The sequence below is a fragment of the Methylobacterium sp. J-090 genome (assembly GCF_022829345.1).
Lineage (GTDB): Bacteria > Pseudomonadota > Alphaproteobacteria > Rhizobiales > Beijerinckiaceae > Methylobacterium.
The window spans coordinates 1-16,416 of sequence record NZ_JAKSXV010000071.1; the positions used below are offsets into that span (position 1 = coordinate 1).

Annotated in this window: 20 protein-coding genes and 1 pseudogene; 17 read left to right on the plus strand and 4 right to left on the minus strand. The window is 69.8% G+C overall.

Annotated features, from left to right (window positions below):
• Window positions 1–539 precede the first annotated feature (539 nt).
• The 8 genes and pseudogenes from MKK49_RS11090 to MKK49_RS11125 all read left to right on the plus strand — a co-directional run bounded on the left by MKK49_RS11090 (window position 540) and on the right by MKK49_RS11125 (window position 9,124).
• Complete coding sequence (locus tag MKK49_RS11090; RefSeq protein WP_244028351.1) at window positions 540–1,085, plus strand: RNA polymerase sigma factor; 546 nt, start codon at window positions 540–542, stop codon at window positions 1,083–1,085.
• Between the two features lie 90 nt (window positions 1,086–1,175).
• Window positions 1,176–1,340 (plus strand): annotated as a pseudogene (locus tag MKK49_RS11095) (FecR/PupR family sigma factor regulator); the annotation flags it as partial.
• Window positions 1,341–1,442: 102 nt separating this feature from the next.
• On the plus strand, window positions 1,443–2,189 hold the full coding sequence (locus MKK49_RS11100; protein WP_244028392.1) for a FecR family protein: 747 nt from the start codon (window positions 1,443–1,445) through the stop codon (window positions 2,187–2,189).
• A gap of 188 nt (window positions 2,190–2,377) precedes the next feature.
• Window positions 2,378–4,867, plus strand: a complete 2,490-nt coding sequence (locus MKK49_RS11105; protein WP_244028352.1) for a TonB-dependent siderophore receptor — start codon at window positions 2,378–2,380, stop codon at window positions 4,865–4,867.
• A 374-nt stretch (window positions 4,868–5,241) separates the two neighbouring features.
• Window positions 5,242–6,003 (plus strand): hypothetical protein, encoded by a 762-nt coding sequence (locus tag MKK49_RS11110; RefSeq protein WP_244028353.1) that lies wholly within the window; start codon window positions 5,242–5,244, stop codon window positions 6,001–6,003.
• A gap of 115 nt (window positions 6,004–6,118) precedes the next feature.
• Window positions 6,119–8,209, plus strand: a complete 2,091-nt coding sequence (locus MKK49_RS11115; RefSeq protein WP_244028393.1) for a M48 family metalloprotease — start codon at window positions 6,119–6,121, stop codon at window positions 8,207–8,209.
• Window positions 8,210–8,229: 20 nt separating this feature from the next.
• Entirely contained in the window at window positions 8,230–8,739 is a 510-nt protein-coding gene (locus MKK49_RS11120) for a hypothetical protein (protein ID WP_244028354.1), read from the plus strand.
• A gap of 58 nt (window positions 8,740–8,797) precedes the next feature.
• The gene (locus tag MKK49_RS11125; RefSeq protein ID WP_244028355.1) at window positions 8,798–9,124 is read left to right on the plus strand and encodes a hypothetical protein; all 327 of its coding nucleotides are present in this window, start codon (window positions 8,798–8,800) and stop codon (window positions 9,122–9,124) included.
• Window positions 9,125–9,151: 27 nt separating this feature from the next.
• Here MKK49_RS11125 and MKK49_RS11130 read toward each other — a convergent pair whose 3' ends face one another.
• The 3 genes from MKK49_RS11130 to MKK49_RS11140 form a co-directional block, all read right to left on the minus strand.
• On the minus strand, window positions 9,152–9,844 hold the full coding sequence (locus MKK49_RS11130) for a hypothetical protein (protein WP_244028356.1): 693 nt from the start codon (window positions 9,842–9,844) through the stop codon (window positions 9,152–9,154).
• 104 nt (window positions 9,845–9,948) lie between these two features.
• Window positions 9,949–10,389, minus strand: coding sequence for a hypothetical protein (locus MKK49_RS11135; protein WP_244028357.1), 441 nt, complete (start codon window positions 10,387–10,389; stop codon window positions 9,949–9,951).
• Window positions 10,376–10,702, minus strand: coding sequence for a hypothetical protein (locus MKK49_RS11140; RefSeq protein ID WP_244028358.1), 327 nt, complete (start codon window positions 10,700–10,702; stop codon window positions 10,376–10,378). Before MKK49_RS11140 ends, MKK49_RS11135 begins: the two co-directional genes overlap by 14 nt.
• Window positions 10,703–10,756: 54 nt before the next feature.
• On the opposite strand from MKK49_RS11140, the gene MKK49_RS11145 reads away from it, so the two are divergent.
• The 7 genes from MKK49_RS11145 to MKK49_RS11175 all read left to right on the plus strand — a co-directional run bounded on the left by MKK49_RS11145 (window position 10,757) and on the right by MKK49_RS11175 (window position 14,830).
• Window positions 10,757–11,488, plus strand: coding sequence for a hypothetical protein (locus MKK49_RS11145; RefSeq protein ID WP_244028360.1), 732 nt, complete (start codon window positions 10,757–10,759; stop codon window positions 11,486–11,488).
• Window positions 11,489–11,597: 109 nt separating this feature from the next.
• Window positions 11,598–12,098, plus strand: coding sequence for a hypothetical protein (locus tag MKK49_RS11150; RefSeq protein ID WP_244028361.1), 501 nt, complete (start codon window positions 11,598–11,600; stop codon window positions 12,096–12,098).
• 2 nt (window positions 12,099–12,100) lie between these two features.
• Entirely contained in the window at window positions 12,101–12,706 is a 606-nt protein-coding gene (locus MKK49_RS11155) for a hypothetical protein (RefSeq protein WP_244028362.1), read from the plus strand.
• Between the two features lie 52 nt (window positions 12,707–12,758).
• On the plus strand, window positions 12,759–13,037 hold the full coding sequence (locus MKK49_RS11160) for a hypothetical protein (RefSeq protein ID WP_244028363.1): 279 nt from the start codon (window positions 12,759–12,761) through the stop codon (window positions 13,035–13,037).
• A gap of 10 nt (window positions 13,038–13,047) precedes the next feature.
• A complete protein-coding gene (locus MKK49_RS11165; RefSeq protein WP_244028364.1) occupies window positions 13,048–13,701 on the plus strand; it encodes a hypothetical protein in 654 nt (217 codons plus the stop codon).
• An 11-nt stretch (window positions 13,702–13,712) separates the two neighbouring features.
• A complete protein-coding gene (locus MKK49_RS11170; protein ID WP_244028366.1) occupies window positions 13,713–14,420 on the plus strand; it encodes a hypothetical protein in 708 nt (235 codons plus the stop codon).
• A 53-nt stretch (window positions 14,421–14,473) separates the two neighbouring features.
• Entirely contained in the window at window positions 14,474–14,830 is a 357-nt protein-coding gene (locus tag MKK49_RS11175) for a hypothetical protein (RefSeq protein ID WP_244028368.1), read from the plus strand.
• A gap of 14 nt (window positions 14,831–14,844) precedes the next feature.
• Here the strand turns inward: MKK49_RS11175 and MKK49_RS11180 are convergent, their stop codons facing one another.
• Window positions 14,845–15,243, minus strand: a complete 399-nt coding sequence (locus MKK49_RS11180; RefSeq protein WP_244028370.1) for an ABC transporter ATP-binding protein — start codon at window positions 15,241–15,243, stop codon at window positions 14,845–14,847.
• Window positions 15,244–15,386: 143 nt separating this feature from the next.
• Between MKK49_RS11180 and MKK49_RS11185 the strand changes: the two genes are divergently transcribed.
• A complete protein-coding gene (locus MKK49_RS11185; protein WP_244028372.1) occupies window positions 15,387–15,653 on the plus strand; it encodes a hypothetical protein in 267 nt (88 codons plus the stop codon).
• Between the two features lie 8 nt (window positions 15,654–15,661).
• A complete protein-coding gene (locus MKK49_RS11190) occupies window positions 15,662–16,243 on the plus strand; it encodes a hypothetical protein (RefSeq protein WP_244028374.1) in 582 nt (193 codons plus the stop codon).
• Window positions 16,244–16,416: the final 173 nt, after the last annotated feature.

The window sequence follows — 16,416 nt, forward strand, 5'->3', positions numbered from 1 at the left end:
AATGCCCCACTGGATGGGTTTGTGGCCGTAGGCAAACTGAATACCGAGGGACGTCCGCTACAAGCTATCGAACGCCCGGAAGCGGACTGGCGGCAAACCACCCAACAGGGTCGTAGAGCGGACGGACAGGTCTCGACCCAAGCCAGTCGCTCAGATCAACATCGGCGTTTCTCGATAGCGGACATTCGTCCGGATGTCTGGCAACTGCGACCAGGGGTGGGATGCGACCTTTATCGCCACGGCGGCAACCAGACATCCACCCCTGTGCCCAGTTCTCCTGCGGTTCTCTCTCAAACCTAGCCGTAATGAAGACCATCGACGCATTTGCGCACTAGATCGCATTACCGCATCGAGCAGCATCGCCCGTCGTCCTTCGTCCGAATAATGTAAAAAGATAATATTTGTTCTAAGTAGAACAATTAAAAACTAGGGGATTGTTTTTTGGGGCGTGACTTTTATGTTCTTGCTCCATTGCCCACCGTCGCTATACGCCACGGCATAAACAAGCCACCCCAGCCGTCTCTCACAGGCAGAGGTCAATGCCTGCCGTCGATCCCGCCCATGATAGGCCTGCGAGCCGATTGGCGAGTCTCTATCGCAGCCATTGCGAGGCTTTGCTGCGGTTTCTAAGCCGAAAGGTCGGCCGACACGAAGCGTCCGACCTGATGCATGAGACGTTCATCCGAGTGGCGCGGGTCGAGCAGGGACGGACCGTACTGCATTGCGAGCGCGCCTTCCTGTTTCAGGTCGCGGCGAACCTGGCCGTGGATCACAACCGGGCGCAGGTGCGCCAGTCCCGGCTGCTCTCGCCCGTCGAGATCGAAGATTTGCTGGCGGTCACGGACGATGCGCCGGGGCCGGATCGTCAGGCCCAGGGTCGCCTCGACCTTCAGAACCTCGCTGCCGCACTACGCGAACTTCCGCCTCGGCGCGCTGAGGCCTTTCGCCTGAGCCGGATCGAGGGCGTGAGCCACGCATCCATCGCATCACGCCTTGGCGTATCGCTCAGAACCGTAGAGGCCGAGGTCAGGATGGCGCTCGACCATTGTGCGGACCGTCTCCGATCAAGCCGGTTTCCGGATTGATTGCGGGATGCGATGCATCGAAACGTTTTACTACCGAGTGCGCTTTCCATGCGATGACGCGAAACGCGTCCGCCGACCGGCGGGAGAAGAATGAACGCGCCGAACCATCAGGACGGGCCTACGAACAGCGACGATGGCGGCGTCCGGCAACAGGCGCACGCCTGGGTCGTCCGCCTGACCTCCGGAACGGCGACGCAGGATGACGCCCGGGCCCTCGCCCTATGGCGCTCGACGCCCGAGCACGACGCCGCGTTCCGGGCTGCCGCCGGACTGTGGAAGCGGACGGGCGAGGCACTAGCCGGTACGTGCGGGTTGGCAGTCGCCCCGGAGGCACCTCGCGGGATGACCCGACGGCGCATGCTTGGCAGAGTGGCCGCTGGTGGGGTCGCGTCGGCCTCCATCGCGGCCGGGGTCGCCACCCTTTCGTTACGATGGCCGGCTTTGTCCGCCGCCTACCTTACGGGAACCGGCGAGATTCGGACGGTGGCCCTGCCGGGCGGCATCCGCATCGAGCTGGATGCCGAGACCGCCCTGGACGCCCATCTCAACGACGGTCGGCAGGACGTCATTCTGCATGCTGGCTCGGTGGCCGTCACCGTTCCGGCCAACCGTGTTGCCCTTACCGTGGTCGTGGGCGAGGCGCGGCTCGTGACCGAGACGAGGGAGCCGGCGGAGGTCGTCGTCCGCTGCAGGCCGCGCGGAGGCCTGTCTGGCTGGGTCGGCGCCCTGGATGCCGATTTGGCGTGCCTGTCCGGTCGCGTCACCGTCGTTCCCGCACCGGGCGTTCCTCCGACGCGCCTCATGGCCGGACAGGAGGTCGGGATCGGACCGGATGCGCGTGGCCTCCACGCCATCGACGTCGGCGCCACGGCGGCCTGGAGGCGGGGCCTGCTCGTCTTCCGCGACACGCCGCTGTCGCAGGTGGTGGACGATCTCAACCGATACCGGCCGGGCCGGATCGTCGTCGCCAGTTCGGCTGCGGCCGCCCGGCGGGTGACGGGCGTTTTCCATCTCGCGCGGCCGGAGGAGGCTCTCGGCAGCATTCGTACCGCCCTCGCTCTATCGGAGGTCCGGTTCGGCGACCGCCTCGTCGTCCTGCGCTGAGCGCCGCGCGGTCGCGTCTGGCCGCGAAAGGGCAGAAAGTTTTTTTGCGGGCTCGCCACCCGGCGCGCGTCTGAGGAATCAGGCGGGCGATCACGACCCGTCGGGCAGCGGTGACAAGCCGCAGGATGACGTGGGGCACGACGATGGCGCAAGGACGCGGGCGGCACCGGACGGGAGACGGCTATCGGATGGTGACGGGATTGAGTGGGGTCGCGGCGCTCGTGCTGGCCCTGCCGACGCAGACTTCGGCGGCCATCGCCCCCACCGACCTGACCTCGGCGAGGGTCGAGGCGCGGATCGTCCGCGTGACATCGCCCAATCCGGATGTGGACGAGGCCCTCGACTTCGCGATTGCCGAGCAGCCCCTCGATGAAGCTCTGGCATCCTATGGGGCCGTCAGCGGCGTGCAGCTGATTTATGATAGCAACGCCAGCCGCCGCCTGCGTTCGACGCCGCTCGCCGGACGCTACGACCGGATGGAAGCCTTGCAGCAACTGCTTGCAGGCACCGGGCTGGTGCCGCATTTTACCGCCAGGCGCTCCGCCACCATCGTCGAAGTGGTCGCTCAGGCAGAGATCTCAGGCCTGCAAGACGGCAGCGTCACCCTCGACGCCCTGGAGGTGACCGGCGACACGGCCCTTGGGCCGGTCAACGGCTACGTCGCTAGACGCAGTGCGACGGCGACGAAGACCGGTACGTCGATCCTGGAAACACCGCAGGCCATCAACGTAGTCGGCCGTAAAGAGATCGAGGATCGACAGGCGCAGAACGTACGCCAGGCGCTGCTTTACACGCCGGGCGTACTCACGCAGTACGGCACGGACCTGCGCTACGATTGGCTCTATGTTCGCGGCTTCGTGCCAGGGCGCTACCTGGACGGCCTGCGCCTGCCGTTCGGCGCACGGGGCTACTCGCAGCCGCTCGTCGAGACGTACGGCCTGGAGCGCGTCGAACTGCTGAAGGGCCCTTCCTCCGGGCTCTACGGGCAGAACTCGCCGGGTGGCCTGCTCAATCTCGTCAGCAAGCGTCCGAGCGCGGTGCCCCTGCACGAGATCCAGCTCCAAACCGGCAGTTACGGACGTGCCCAGGCCGCCTTCGACCTGTCCGGCCCCATCGATCCGGATGGTCGCATCCTCTACCGGCTCACCGGGCTCGCCCGTACCACTGGAACCCAGCTGGACTACCTGGAGGAAGACCGGGTCTTCATCGCGCCGAGCGTCACGTTCCGGCCGGACGCCGACACGTCCTTCACGATCCTGTCGCAGTACCTGCACATCAACTCGCCCGGCGGCGGCGCGCCACAAGGCCTGCCGACCCTCGGGACCCTGTACACGAACCCGCGCGGGCGCATCCCGACGAACCGGTTCATCGGCGAACCGAACTACGACAGGTTCAAGCTCGACCAGAGCTTCATCGGCTACGCGTTCGAGCACCGCTTCAACGACATCTGGACCGTACGCCAGAACCTTCGCTTCGCGCATGTCGAAGCCGACACCCAACGCGTCCAGGCGATCGGTCTCGCCGCCGATGGACGGACATTGTCGCGCTATGCCTGGGCCTTCCCGGAACGGTCGAACCTCTTCAACGTCGACAACCAGGCGGAGGCGCGCTTCCTCACGGGGCCTTTCGCACATACGCTCCTGTTCGGTGCCGATTACCTGCGCGAGGATGCGCGCTACGACGAGTCCAACCTGCGGATCGTCCCCTCGGTCGACATCTTCGCCCCGGTCTATGCCGGCACCGTCACGCGTCCGCCCCTAGGGACGCAGATCACGCAAGGGCGCAACCAGACCGGCGTCTACGCGCAGGACGAGATCCGCTTCGGCGGCTTCAGTCTCACGCTGAGCGGACGCCAGGACTGGGCCAATGCCATCACCCGGACCCGGACAGCTTCGACCGGCGCGCTGGCGCAGGTGAAGCAGGACGATGCCGCCTTTACCGGCCGTGTCGGCATGAGCTACCTCTTCGAAGGTGGCCTCGCCCCTTACGTGAGCTACGCAACGTCATTCCAGCCGACATCCGGCACCAACCGCCTCGGCACGCCCTTCGCCCCGACCACCGGCGACCAGATCGAGGGCGGCATCAAGGTCCAGCCGGCCGGTACGAACCTCCTACTGACCGGTGCGGTGTTCGACCTGAAGCAGCAGAACGTGCTGACGCCGGACGCCCTCGACTTCCGGTTCAACACCCAGGCCGGCGAGGCACGTGTCCACGGGCTGGAACTGGAGGTCAAGGCCAGCCTTACCGACAGCCTCGACCTCATCGCCTCCTACGCTGCCATGAACAGCAGGTTCACTAAGGCCAACCCCAACGCGGCGGGTGTCAGCATCGTCGGCAACGAGCTACCCTTCGTCCCACGCCATCAGGCGTCAGCCTGGCTCGACTACACGATCCGAACGGGGGATTGGGCTGGCCTCGGCCTCGGCGGGGGCGTGCGCTACATCGGCGTCTCGGTCGGCGACAACGCCAACCTTTATCGGACACCCGCGGTCACGCTCGTCGACGCGGCTCTGCGTTATGATTTCGGGTATCGCTATCCGAGCCTGAAGGGCGTCGACCTCGCTCTCAACGCAACGAACCTTTTCGACAGAACCTACGTCACGACATGCATCGCCGCGACCGGCTGCTTCTACGGAAACAGACAGACGATCCTCGCGACGCTGCGCTATCGCTGGTAACGAAGAAATTCGTCACGGATTTCGGAAGGGCGAAGTGCTCAGCGCAATTGGCAACCCTGACCACGCAGGATGATGCGGGATTCTAAATCACAAATCTTCGCCCGTTTCATTAAGTATCGGAGTGAGGTGGGCGGACTGTGTCAGGTCACGAACGGTCCCCAAGTCTATGTCTGGTTCAAGGCATCCGTCCACCGGAAGGGGACGGGCTGAAAACCACCCGACCCGGTCGTTGAGCGGACTGGCGGGACCCGACCCAACTCGGTCGCTCGCCAGCCCTTCGCCACTTACCCGGAGCGGACGTTCGATAGAGCATCTGCAGAACGTGCGGCGCCATCTATGATGTCCGCAACGACCGCCCTCAGCTTCGGTGTCGCGTGATCGACGAACGCATGCAGCGCCGCGTTCCGCCGCGGGATCAGGTGAAAGACCAGGTGGATCGTTACCATCACCAATGTGAAGTCGCAGAGGAGCGGCAAATGGCGACCGGCCTCTATATGCTCGACCAACTGACAGGCCCTTTCGAACATAGACGGCATCCGCGACGGATGAACACTTCCCGGCCCAGTCCATGCCCTAACCTGATGCCACTGACGCGACGCTTGGTCGGGTGTCAATGGTGCCGCGATCACCCTGGCCGGCAAGACAGCATGCTCGGGCCCGGGATCGATTTGCCCCCGGCTGCGCGCACGTCTAGACCGCCAACCGCGATGCGGCAGGACGTACCTACAGGAATGAACCGGATGACTAAAAAAGCGACATCTTTTCTTGTGTACGGCGTACTTTGCGTGTTCATCGCTGCGCACAACGCACACGCTGAAGAATCAACGCAGCCTTTCACCCTGGCGTGCATCAACAATGGCGGCAAATCAATCTACTTCAGCATCGACCTCGCGTCCAAGAAATGGGCCTTGATGAAGCCGAATGGCGAGCGTGAATCGAAGATACAGGAAGTCGCGCTTCAGTCCGACGATGTGATCAAGCTGAGAAACCCGGGCGGCTATTTCCTGGTCAATCGCAAGACCGGCACCATGGACCTGATCAAGGGGGAGAGCCGCAAGGTCGATAGGATCTCATGCCGTAAGCACGACAGCCTCATCCCGCTTTCAGTGGACGAGCGTCCGGCGAATAAATTCTGAGCGACCCGTTCTTGGTCCCGACGCATCCGAGGAGGCGAGTATCCCCGACGCAGCTAACTCGCGCACGCCCACGCGCTTGCGTTCCGTCACGCGCTTGATCGCCGCCACCGTCCTCATGCCCCTCGGCATCCTGCTCCTTGGCTTGTGGGAGCAGGAGCGGGCCGGCGCCGACTGGGCCGACCTCGCCGCCGAGCGAGAGCACCTGACCCAGATCGTCGCGGATCTGGAAGCGCAGGCGCCGTCGGACGGACGCCCCGATTTCCGGATGCAGTTCCGCCGCAACGGCCAGAGTTACGGCGGGCCCCTCGCTCTCGTTCAGGCCCGGGCGGCCCGGGACGAGGCCGCGACTCTGACCGCGATCATGGACTGGCGCCGCCTGCTCCCGCCCCTGGTCGTCGCGGCCGGGGGCTTCGCCGCCGGCCTGTCGATCCTCGTGCTCCTCGCCGGCGCCGCGCTGGGGCGGATGGGGCGGGCCTCGCGCGACGCGCTGGTGGCCGGCTTCTCGTGGATGCGCCGCCTGCTGCCGCCAGTGCTCGCCCTCCAGGTTCTTCTGACCACGGCGGGCTTCGTCGCCGCCGTGGTCTTCGAGGCCGGGATGCTCGCACGGCCCGGCCTCGGCGGCGGCGAGATCAAGATGCTGTTCCTGGCCGTCGTCGCCATCGGGGCGGTCCTGATCGCGGCGGGCGCCACGGTGCTGGGCCTGCGCCGGGCGCTCTCCGCCTTCGAGCCCGACCCCCTGTCGATCTTCGGCCGGGTCGTCTCGCCCGCCGAGGCGCCGGGCCTGTGGCGGCTCACCGAGGGGCTGGCTCACCGGCTGGGAGCGCTGAAGCCCGAGGCCGTCGTGGTCGGCCTCACGGGCGGCTTCTTCGTCAGCGCCGGCCCGGCCGTGCTCGAACCCGGCGGCGAACGCCTGACCGGCCGGATCCTCTACCTGCCGCTGCCCTACCTCGCCCTGTTGCGGGGCGACGAGGTGGCGGCGATCATCGGTCACGAACTCGCCCACTACGCCGGGGGCGACACCGTCTACAGCCAGCGCTTCCTGCCGATCTATGCGGGCGTCGGCCGCTCCCTCGACGCGGTGGCGGAGGGGCATGCCGGGTCCTTCGGACTGCTCGGCCCGTCCTTGCGCCTCGGCGTCTTCGTCATGGAGAACTTCCACCTCGCCGTGCGCCACTGGAGCCGGACCCGCGAGTTCGCCGCCGATGCCGCCGGCGCCGGCCCGGCCTCCGTCGATGCCGCCGCGCGGGCGCTCCTGCGCACCGGGGCCGTGGCCCCCCGCATCGCCGAGACCCTCGATGCCGCCGCCGCCGCGCCCGGTTCGGCCCCGACCGACCTCGTGGCGGCGAGCCTCGACCACGCCATCGCGCGCGGCCTCGACGATCCGGCGGCGCATCTCGAGGCGGAGCAGGCCCACCCCACCGACACCCATCCGCCGACCCGCGAGCGCGTCGCGGCCCTCGGCCGGACCCTCGACGCCGACTTGCTCGCCGCCGCCGCCGCAGTCCCGCCCCCGCACGCGCTCGGACAGCTCGCCGCCTACTTCGCCGACCCGACCGGCCTGTGCCGCGGGGCGACGCACGATTTCCTCGACGCGGTGCGGGCCCACGATGCGGCGTTCCGCGCCCATCTGGAGGCGACCGCGGCGGAGATCGGCACCGAGGCGCGCGTGTTGCGCGAAAGCACCCGCCCGGGGGCCATCGCCCTCCTGGTGGCCGGCGGCATTTTCATCGGGGTGGCGCTCCTGTGGCTCGCCGCCGGCCTGCCCGGACTCTCCGCCGACCAGGCACGACTCGTGGTCGGCGTGGCTTTTGCCTGCGGGGCGGTTCTGGCGGGCTTCGGCGGATTCCGGCTGTGGCGGGGCGAGCGCACGACGATGATCCTGAGCCCCGAGGCCCTGGCGGTGCCCGGACTCGACCGGCCGATCCCCTGGGACAGCATCGCCGACCTCGACATGACGACGCGGCAGAACGGCGTCGTCACCCGCCTGCTGCTGCCGCCGGAGGTGCCGTTCCCGCAGAAGGTGCCGGGCGGCCGCGGGGTGAAGCTCGACGCAGGCCGCGGCATCGTCACCATCACGGCCGGCCTTCCCTACAGGATGCCGGTGCGGGATTTTGCCGACCTCATCGGCCGGTACCGCCATGCGGCGGAGGCGCGCCGGGTCCTGGCCGAGACCGCGGCGGCTCCTCCATCGGCCCCAAGCCCCTGAACCTCCCTGAGATCTCGACCATGACCACCGCGCCCAACCGCACCGAGCCCCTGCGCCTGCCGCCGCCCCGCCAGGGCTGGGGCAACATCTTCTGGACGCTGTTCGGCCTCGTGGCGCTGGGTGCCCTCCTCGTCGCCTGCGCCGTCTACACCGCTCCGCCGGTGGTCACGGATTGGCAGATCCGCGACACGGCGCGCCCCGTCGCCGACGCGCGGGTGACGGACGGCAAGTGCAGCACCAAGATCGTGCTCCACCTCTGCGACATGACCCTCAACCTGCGCACCCCCACGGGCACGGTGGTCCGGCGGGTGAACACCGTGTTCACGGGGGTGCATGTGGGCGATTACACCATCCGGGTGCTGGCCGATCCGGCCCGGCCCGACCTCGTGACCACCGATCTCGCCCTCGACCGCCTGTGGAACCGAACGATCACCCTCCTGGTCATCGCCGGGGCGCTGGCGGCCATCATCGTCGCGGCCCTCGCCGCGATGGTGCGGAACCGGCGGGCCGGCGCGGGGGTCATGAGCTGATGCGATCGCGGTTTCGGCGGGACGGATCGGTCCACACACCGCGCGAGGGGAGCGCCGCATGATCGTGTTCTGGAACGGGCGCGGCTACTGGGTCATCCTCCTCGTGGCGGCGGCGATGTTCCTGCCCCTGATCGTCCTTCGGCAGGTCGACGGGCCGGAGGTGGATCGGGCGGTCGGCCTCACCATGGGTCTCGCGGCGCTCGCTGTCCTCGGTCTCGGCCTGCGCTGGAACCACGGCACGACGTTCGGGCCGGCCGGGCGCGACCACGCCTTCTGGGGTCTGCCGATGCAGGTCTGGGCCGTGCCGATGCTCGTGCTCGCGGCCCTGCTCGGGACTGGCACCATCACCACGGCGGAGGCTCCGCGCGCCAGCCCTTCCCTTTAGGAATCCAGCAGCATTGTCCGGTGAATTTCAGCCCCGCGTCACGAAAAACCAATTCGGCGCGAGGCGGCGGTCGCTCTCGGCCCCGGAGCCGGCCGGAAACGCATCGTCCGGCCGGTACACGAACGACGTGCCCCAGGGCGTGCCACCTGGAATCGGTTCGTTCAGGCCGATCTCGCCGCCGGGACCTCGGGTGAACCCCGCGAGCCCGAGGCGTTCGAGGGCGCCGCAGAGGGCAAGGTAGCGGGCATAGGGAACCCCGAGTTCCCGCAGGACGTCGATCTCCCGCAAACTGTCCGTGTCGCGCGCGCCTTGCGGGCGGTACGGGGTGACGCGCTGGCCGTTGATAAGGCGGGTGCTTTCCCACCACGCCGTTCGCTCCGCCGCCGGCGGGGGATCGTCCCGCCCGCGTTCAAAGGACACTAGGGTGGGCATGGCCGCGATCTCGGCCACCACGGCGTCGAGCCGCGATCGGTTCAGGAGGAAGTAGCCCGTCGTCGTTCCGAACGCCACCCAGGTCATGCCGCCGCCGATGGCCGCCATGGCGAGGAAGACCGCGACCCGGTGCTTCGCCGCGCGAGCAAACACCGGGACCGCGACGACGACCGCCGCGATCCCAATCGCGGGCGCATAGGCGACGAGGGCCCAGCTCAACACGACGACACCACAGCCGCCGACGACGAGGCACGCCTTTCGCGTCCCGTCGGACGGAGGGGCAATCATGGCGAGACGATCATCGCGCAACAACCCCGACCAGAATCCCCAACGGCGCCGTCGTCGAACGGCCGCCCAGCCGATGCGGGCGCGTCGCGCCGGGAGGTGCCGGCTTAAGAACGCGAGGCCGAGCCAAGCCAAAACCTAGGCCGAGAGCCAGATCTCGTACAGGTGGGCGTCCAGGCGGCTTCTCCGTCGAGGCCGAGCCAGCGCGCGAGCCCGTGCAGGACCGGAAGGTCGGCCCACAGGAAGGCGCGCAGGACCGGGATCGAGATCAGGCCGACGGCGAGGACGAGGCCGGCTGCCTGGTAGAGGGGCCGCGCCGCGCCCTCCACGGTGGGGACGAGGCCGCCGACGAGGGCCGTGCCAAGCCAGAGTTCGACAGGCCGCAGGGTCGGATCGGTTCCGGGCTCCGCGGGCAGGAAGGGAAACAGCAGGAAGACCGGGGCGAGGCCGCGCGCCAGCAGCAGCCCGAGGAGCGGAACGTGCAGCAGCCGCAGGACGCGGCGGCGGACCGGATCGTCGGCGCCAGAGCCCCGCTCAGCCGTCCGCATCGCGCGCCCGGTCGAGGGCTTTCAGGACAGCGGGGTTGCCCCTGTGGTGCCGTCGCAGGGTCCGCTCGTCCGCCTCGGCGTCGCCGCAGCGCAGGCACTTCACGGCCGCCGCGATGGCCCGGCCGCGCGCCGCGTCCGTGGCATCCTCCCCGCCCCATTGGTTGCAGTCCCGCAGCCGCGTCACGTACGCCGTTACGTCGCCCGGCAGAGCGGGCTCGGTCCGGACGGCCTGCGGCCAGAGGAGCGGCGCGGCGAGAAGCGTTGCGAGCGGCCGGGCAAAACCCTTGGTCACCTTGGCGGGAACGGTCCGCATGGCTCTCCATCCTGCCTTTCCTCTTGCGTCCCACGCCGTATACAGGGAACCCGCATGAAACGTAGCCTCCTCCCCGCCGCCCGCTTCGTGCTCCTCGCAGCGTGCCTCCCCGCCCCGTCAGTGGCCGCGGGATGGGAGGCGGCGCGGTTCGAGCCGCCCGCGAAGACCGCGACCGCGACGTCTGGAGAGGGCAAGCAGATCACCTACACGATCTACGGCAATCTCATGGTGCGCGAGAGCGACACCAACGCGCCGGACCCCGAGGACGCGACCCTCGTGCCGCTCGCGCACGGCGCCGCCCCCGCCTGCACCGCCGCGCCGGGGCCGGGTGCGCACATCCTGGCGACCGCCGGCCAACGCTTCCTCGGCCGCACGGGCGGGTTCCTCGTCTTCGAGCTGGCGAGCACCAACGGCACCGTCCCGTTCGCGGTGCTCGACGCGGGCACGGGCCGCACCCTGATCCAGGACACGATCGCCGAGGCTGGCATCGACTCCTTCGCGGTTGCGGACGGGACCCTGCAGCTCGGGTTCCAGCGCGGCGTGCAGGGGGTCTGCTCGATCCCGAAGCACTGGGCTGCGTGCTGGGCGCGGATCGCCCGCGACGGGCCGCTTCCCTCCGCCGTCGCGGCCCTGCCGGCGCCCATGAAGGCCTGCGCCGAGAGCTATCGGGCCGGAAAGGCCCCGAAGGACACGCCCAGCATCGTCTCGTTTCCCGTACGCCTCACGGGGACCGCCCCGCCCACCGTCGCGGCCGACGGCCCGGTGCGCTGCGTCCCGACACCGTGAGGGTGATCTCACCGTAAGGGCGGGTTTCGCCCGGAAGCCAGATCTCACCCCGTCATCGAACCGTCACACCGAGCCCGCATCCGGGTCCGTCCTACCGAGGAACCACTGCATGATCTCACGCCGCCACGCCCTCGCCGCCGCCCTGGCGGTGCTGTCCGCGACCGCTGCACAAGCTGAGCCGACCATCGGCCTTGCCGAGCGCCGGGCGATCGCGGCCTACCGTCAGGACCGCTATCCCGCGCAGGAGAAGGCGATCCAGGAGGCGGCGGGCTTTGCCGTGCCGGTGGAGGTGGCGTGGGATCAGCTCACGATTTCGGGCGACGCCAAGTACTATTCCGACCCGGGCTACTTCGAGAAAACGATCTTCGAGCCTCTCGCCGCCGGGCTAAAGGAGGTGGCCAAGGACACCATGGGCCGCGAGGCCCTGGCCCAGAAGCTCAAGACCATCCGCGTCCGCTTCGACGAGAAGACCGCCCCCGCCTCGAACTACCCCAATGGCCTCACGTTCACCGGCGGGGTCCTCGATGTGAACTGGCGGCCGTTCTCCAACGTCGCCGACAGCAAGGACCGGGTCGAGGCCGTGGTGAAAGTGCTGGAGAAGGGCCTCTGACGGTGCGGAGCACCGCCCTGGGCCTCGCCGCCCTGTTGGCCGCCTGCGGCGTGGCGGCGGCCGAACCGGCCGCCCGGTCCGGCACCTACGACAGCCTGACCCTGGCGGTCTCCGGCGACGCGGTGGCGGGGGTCTTCTCCGAGCAGCGGGGGGCGGCCGATGCCGGCGGGCCGCAGTTCGCCTGCGTCTTCCTCCTGCGCGGTACTATCGCGGGCGACCGGGCCAAGGTCGAGACGTGGTTCCCCAACGAACCGGAGCGCATTCCGGGAGACCTCGCCTTCACCCCGGACGGCGCCGCCCTGACCGTCGCGGAGGATCACGACGGTTGTTCGATGACCACTGGCACCATGGTGGGCACCCCCTACGCGCTTTCGCAGCGTGCGGCGGCCCAGGACGGATGGATCGGCGTCGGCCTCGTGACGGCCGAGCGCACGGCCTTCCGGCCGGAGCCCGGCCCGGCTCCGGCCCGTGCGCCCTACCTCGTCCGGCTCGATCCCGTCGCGGTGCTGGAACGGAGGGACGCCTGGGTGCGCGTACGCTACCGGGGCGAGAAGGCCCCGGTCATTGGCTGGCTGCCGGCGGCCAACCTCGCTGTGGTGATGCCCTAATCCCCTCATCGCCCGAATGGGCCGGAGGCCGGCCCCCGATACAGGATACCCGATGCGTCGATCGCTGCCCCTCACCCTCTCCCTGATGGTCTTCTCGGCCGGGCCCGCCTTCGCCCAAGCGCCCGCCGGGCCGCCGCGCCCCGCCACGACATGGACCCCTATCGAGGAGCCCATGAGCGCGCTCCTCAACGGCGGCCACCGCATCGTCTCCGCCTCCGGTCCGAGCTTCACCCTGGAGCGGGGCGGCAAGTACGTGGTCTGCGAGGTGCGGCCGGCGGGCGGGATGCGCGGCACGGCCGAGACCACCTCGACCTGCCACCGGGTGAACTGAGGCCGGCGCGATGGAAGCCTGGGACGCGTCCCTTCGTGCGCGGTTCGACGCCCTATGGACACGGACCATCGGCACGCCCGGCGCGGCGGGGTGGCGGGCCCTCGACGCGGGCTACGGCGCGGCGGACCGGCACTATCACGGCTGGCCCCACGTCGCGGCGCTGCTAGCGGGGCTCGATTCCGTGCGGGCGCATCCCGATTTCGCCGGCCTCGACGGCGATGCCATCGACCTCGCCATCGTCTTCCACGACGCCGTCTACGACACCGCCCGCGCCGACAACGAGGCCCGCAGCGCCGACCTGCTGCGTGCCGAGGCGGGGCCGGCGTCCAAGGATACGCGCGTCCGGGCCGCGATCGCGATGATCAACGCGACGGCGGCGCACGGGCCGAGCGCGGACCCGGCGACCCGGCTCCTCCTCGACCTCGATCTCGCCGTGCTCGGTGCGCCGCGCGCCGCCTACGCGGCCTACGCGGCGGCGATTCGCCGGGAATATGCTGCCATTCCGGAGGCGGCGTGGCGGCTCGGGCGCGCCCAGATCCTCGACCGCTTCCTCGCCCGGCCGCGCCTCTACCAGACCGACCTCTTCCACGACCGCTTGGAGGCGGCCGCCCGCGCCAACCTCGTTGCGGAAGCGGCCGGGCTCCGCGCCGCCCCCCCGGAATAGGGACGTCCCGCATGCGTCCCTCGCGTCGCGTCGCGCTCCTCGGCCTGCCCCTCGTGCTCGCGGCCTTCGCGGCGGAGGGCCGGTTCGGCACCACGCGGTACCGCCTCGCCGGGACCGCGTACGTCGTGCCCCACGCCTACGAGTTTTCCCGAAATGTCCGCCTGCCCTGGCTCGACGCGCTCCCGGGGCTCGGCCGGGAGCCGGCGGATTCGCTCTGGCTGATGCTGCCCGCCGCCGAGGTCGCGGCGGGCCTCGCCGGCTACAGCCCCCTCAGCTACGGCCATGCTGGCCCGTTCGCCACCGACCTCGTGGTCCACGTCGTCGGCGACCCGGACGGTCGCCACTTCGCACCCCTCCACGCCCGGCAATGGGGCAACTTCGATGCGCGGCTGGCCGAGGGCGCGCCGTGGCGGTCAGACCCGTCCGGCGGCGAGCGCCTCATCCATTCCGAGGGCGTCGACCACCGACGCTTCTACCGCCTCCCGTCCCGGCACACGGCACGGCCGGCCGACCAGACGCCGCTCAGCTGCCTCGCCTCGTACACCTCGGACGGGCGCGAGGTCTCCACCTGCACCTACCTCGTCCACCGCGATGGCCTCACCTACGATTTCTCCTTGCGCCCGGAGAACCTGGCCGTGACCGACCGCGTGCCGGCCTACGTCTTGGCCCGCCTCGCGGCCTGGAAGCGGTTGGCGCCGGCCCAGGAGGGAGCCCCCTGATCCGCCGCGACCCGGCCTACTGGCAGCGCCTGCGCAAGGACAGTCGCTCGAACGTGGCGGCCGGGCTCGCCCTCGTGGCGGGCCTCGCTGCCACCGTCTCGGTCACCACCTGCCTCGTGCCCGGACCGCACGGCGCCACCCGGGCCCAGCCCCTCGACTGGCTGTCGATGCTCCCCCTGGTCTGGTGGGTGAACGGCCTAGTGCGGTTCGAGCCGCGCGCGGTGCGGAGATGGCGCTCCGCCCTGGCCCTGGCCTGCCTTGGCGCCGGCGCGGGTCTCACGGCGGCCATGTGGCGGGCGGAGGACTGGACGCTGCCCGCCCTCGGCTGCGCCGTCACCCTCGCGAGCGCGGGAGCGAGCCTTGCGGTCCACTGTGACAGTCTTGTCGCCCGCGAGGGGCCGGCGCGCTGAGCGCAACGGACCCGTCAGCGGCGGCGGATCGGCCGCAGGGGGCCGTGGAAGAAGCTGGGCTCCATCCCGATGGCGGCGGCACGCTCACCGATCACGGCGAGGCCGCCCAGCAGCCCCGCGATGGGGGCATCCAGCAGGCCGGGATGGTTGAGGGCCTTGCCGATCTGGCGGCCCTCCCACCAGAATTCCGCGAACAGCAGAGCGAGGAGGCCGAGCAGCCCCCAGGTCACCAGGCCCTGCCCGAGGAAGTAGACACCGTAGGGCGGCGACAGGATCGTGCTGAGCTTGGCCAGGCCGATCACCCCGGCAAAGCCCAGGACAAGGATCAGGAGCAGGCGGACCAGCAGGCGCCGATACAGGCGCAGGGCCAGGTTTAGTTCCTCGACGGAGGAATGGTCGAGACTCAGGGACATCCGGTTCCTCCCGTGCGGTTCTTCCGCCTGATACGGTCCGGGAGGTGTGGCTGACGGGCGGCCGCCCCGCAACCGGCACCGGGGCGGGTGACATCCCGGGACCGGACGCCCATGCTCGTCCGTCGATGCGAGGAGCCCGAACCGTGCTGGCGTTCCTGGACCGCCTATTCACCCGATCCGCTGCGCCCGCCCCCGCGACGGGCCACCTCACGCCCGAGCAGGCGGCGGCGATCGCGGCGCGCGCCGCGGCGGGAACAGGCGCCCCGACCACCGGCACGGCCGTGCCGAACCGGGCGGACACCGGCATCGTCTGGGACGTCTGCGAGGTCGCCTACGGCAGCGGCTGGCGCGTGCGCGTCGACGACGCCACGGGCGCGCCCGGTCCGGTCGGGCGCTGGGGCGTCCGGTGAACCGACCGGTGCGGAAACGAGCGCTCGGTGCGCTCGCCCTCCTGGGGCTCGCGACCGGCCTCGCGCCGCAGGCCGTGCGGGCGCGCGACGGGGGTGCCTACCCGCTCGCCTGCCGCGACGTCCACGCGGATTTCGCCCGCCATGAGGGGTGTGCCCGCCGCGCGGGGGACTTCGTCCGCATCGATCCCACCCGCCTTGCGCGCATGCCGTTCCGGGGCGGGGTGACTGAGATCGTCGTCGACGGAATCGGCGTGCTCTGGTCGCGCCGCGACGGGCTGGCGCTGCCGGTGTTCTCCCTCGACAACGGGCCGGACCCCTTCGCGCAGGGGTTGGTGCGCGCTCGTCACGCCAGCAAGGTCGCGTTCCACGACCGGCGCCTGCGCCGGGTGCTGGCCACGGATTTCGACTGGTCGTTCCCGTTCAACGCCCGCGGCGAGGCCCTGGTCTGCCGGGGCTGCCGCTCGGATGGGTGCCAGCCGGCCGCCATGGTCGGTGGCCGATGGGGGCTGATCGACCGGCGCGGCCTGCTGACGAGGCCGTTGGCGGAAGGCCAAGGCGCCGCCCGGCGCTACTTCGACTGGCCCCGATAAGGGGCGGACAACGCGATCGCGATCCCGCGCAAAGGTTCAGCGGCTGCTCTCCGTCCATCCCCATTGAGAGACGCCGATGCTACCCGTGGAACGCACTCTCCTCGGCATAGGCCTGCTCGTCTCCCCGGAGACTTATGAAGGCGTAAGGACGGGCATTTACCTTGAAGGAGACA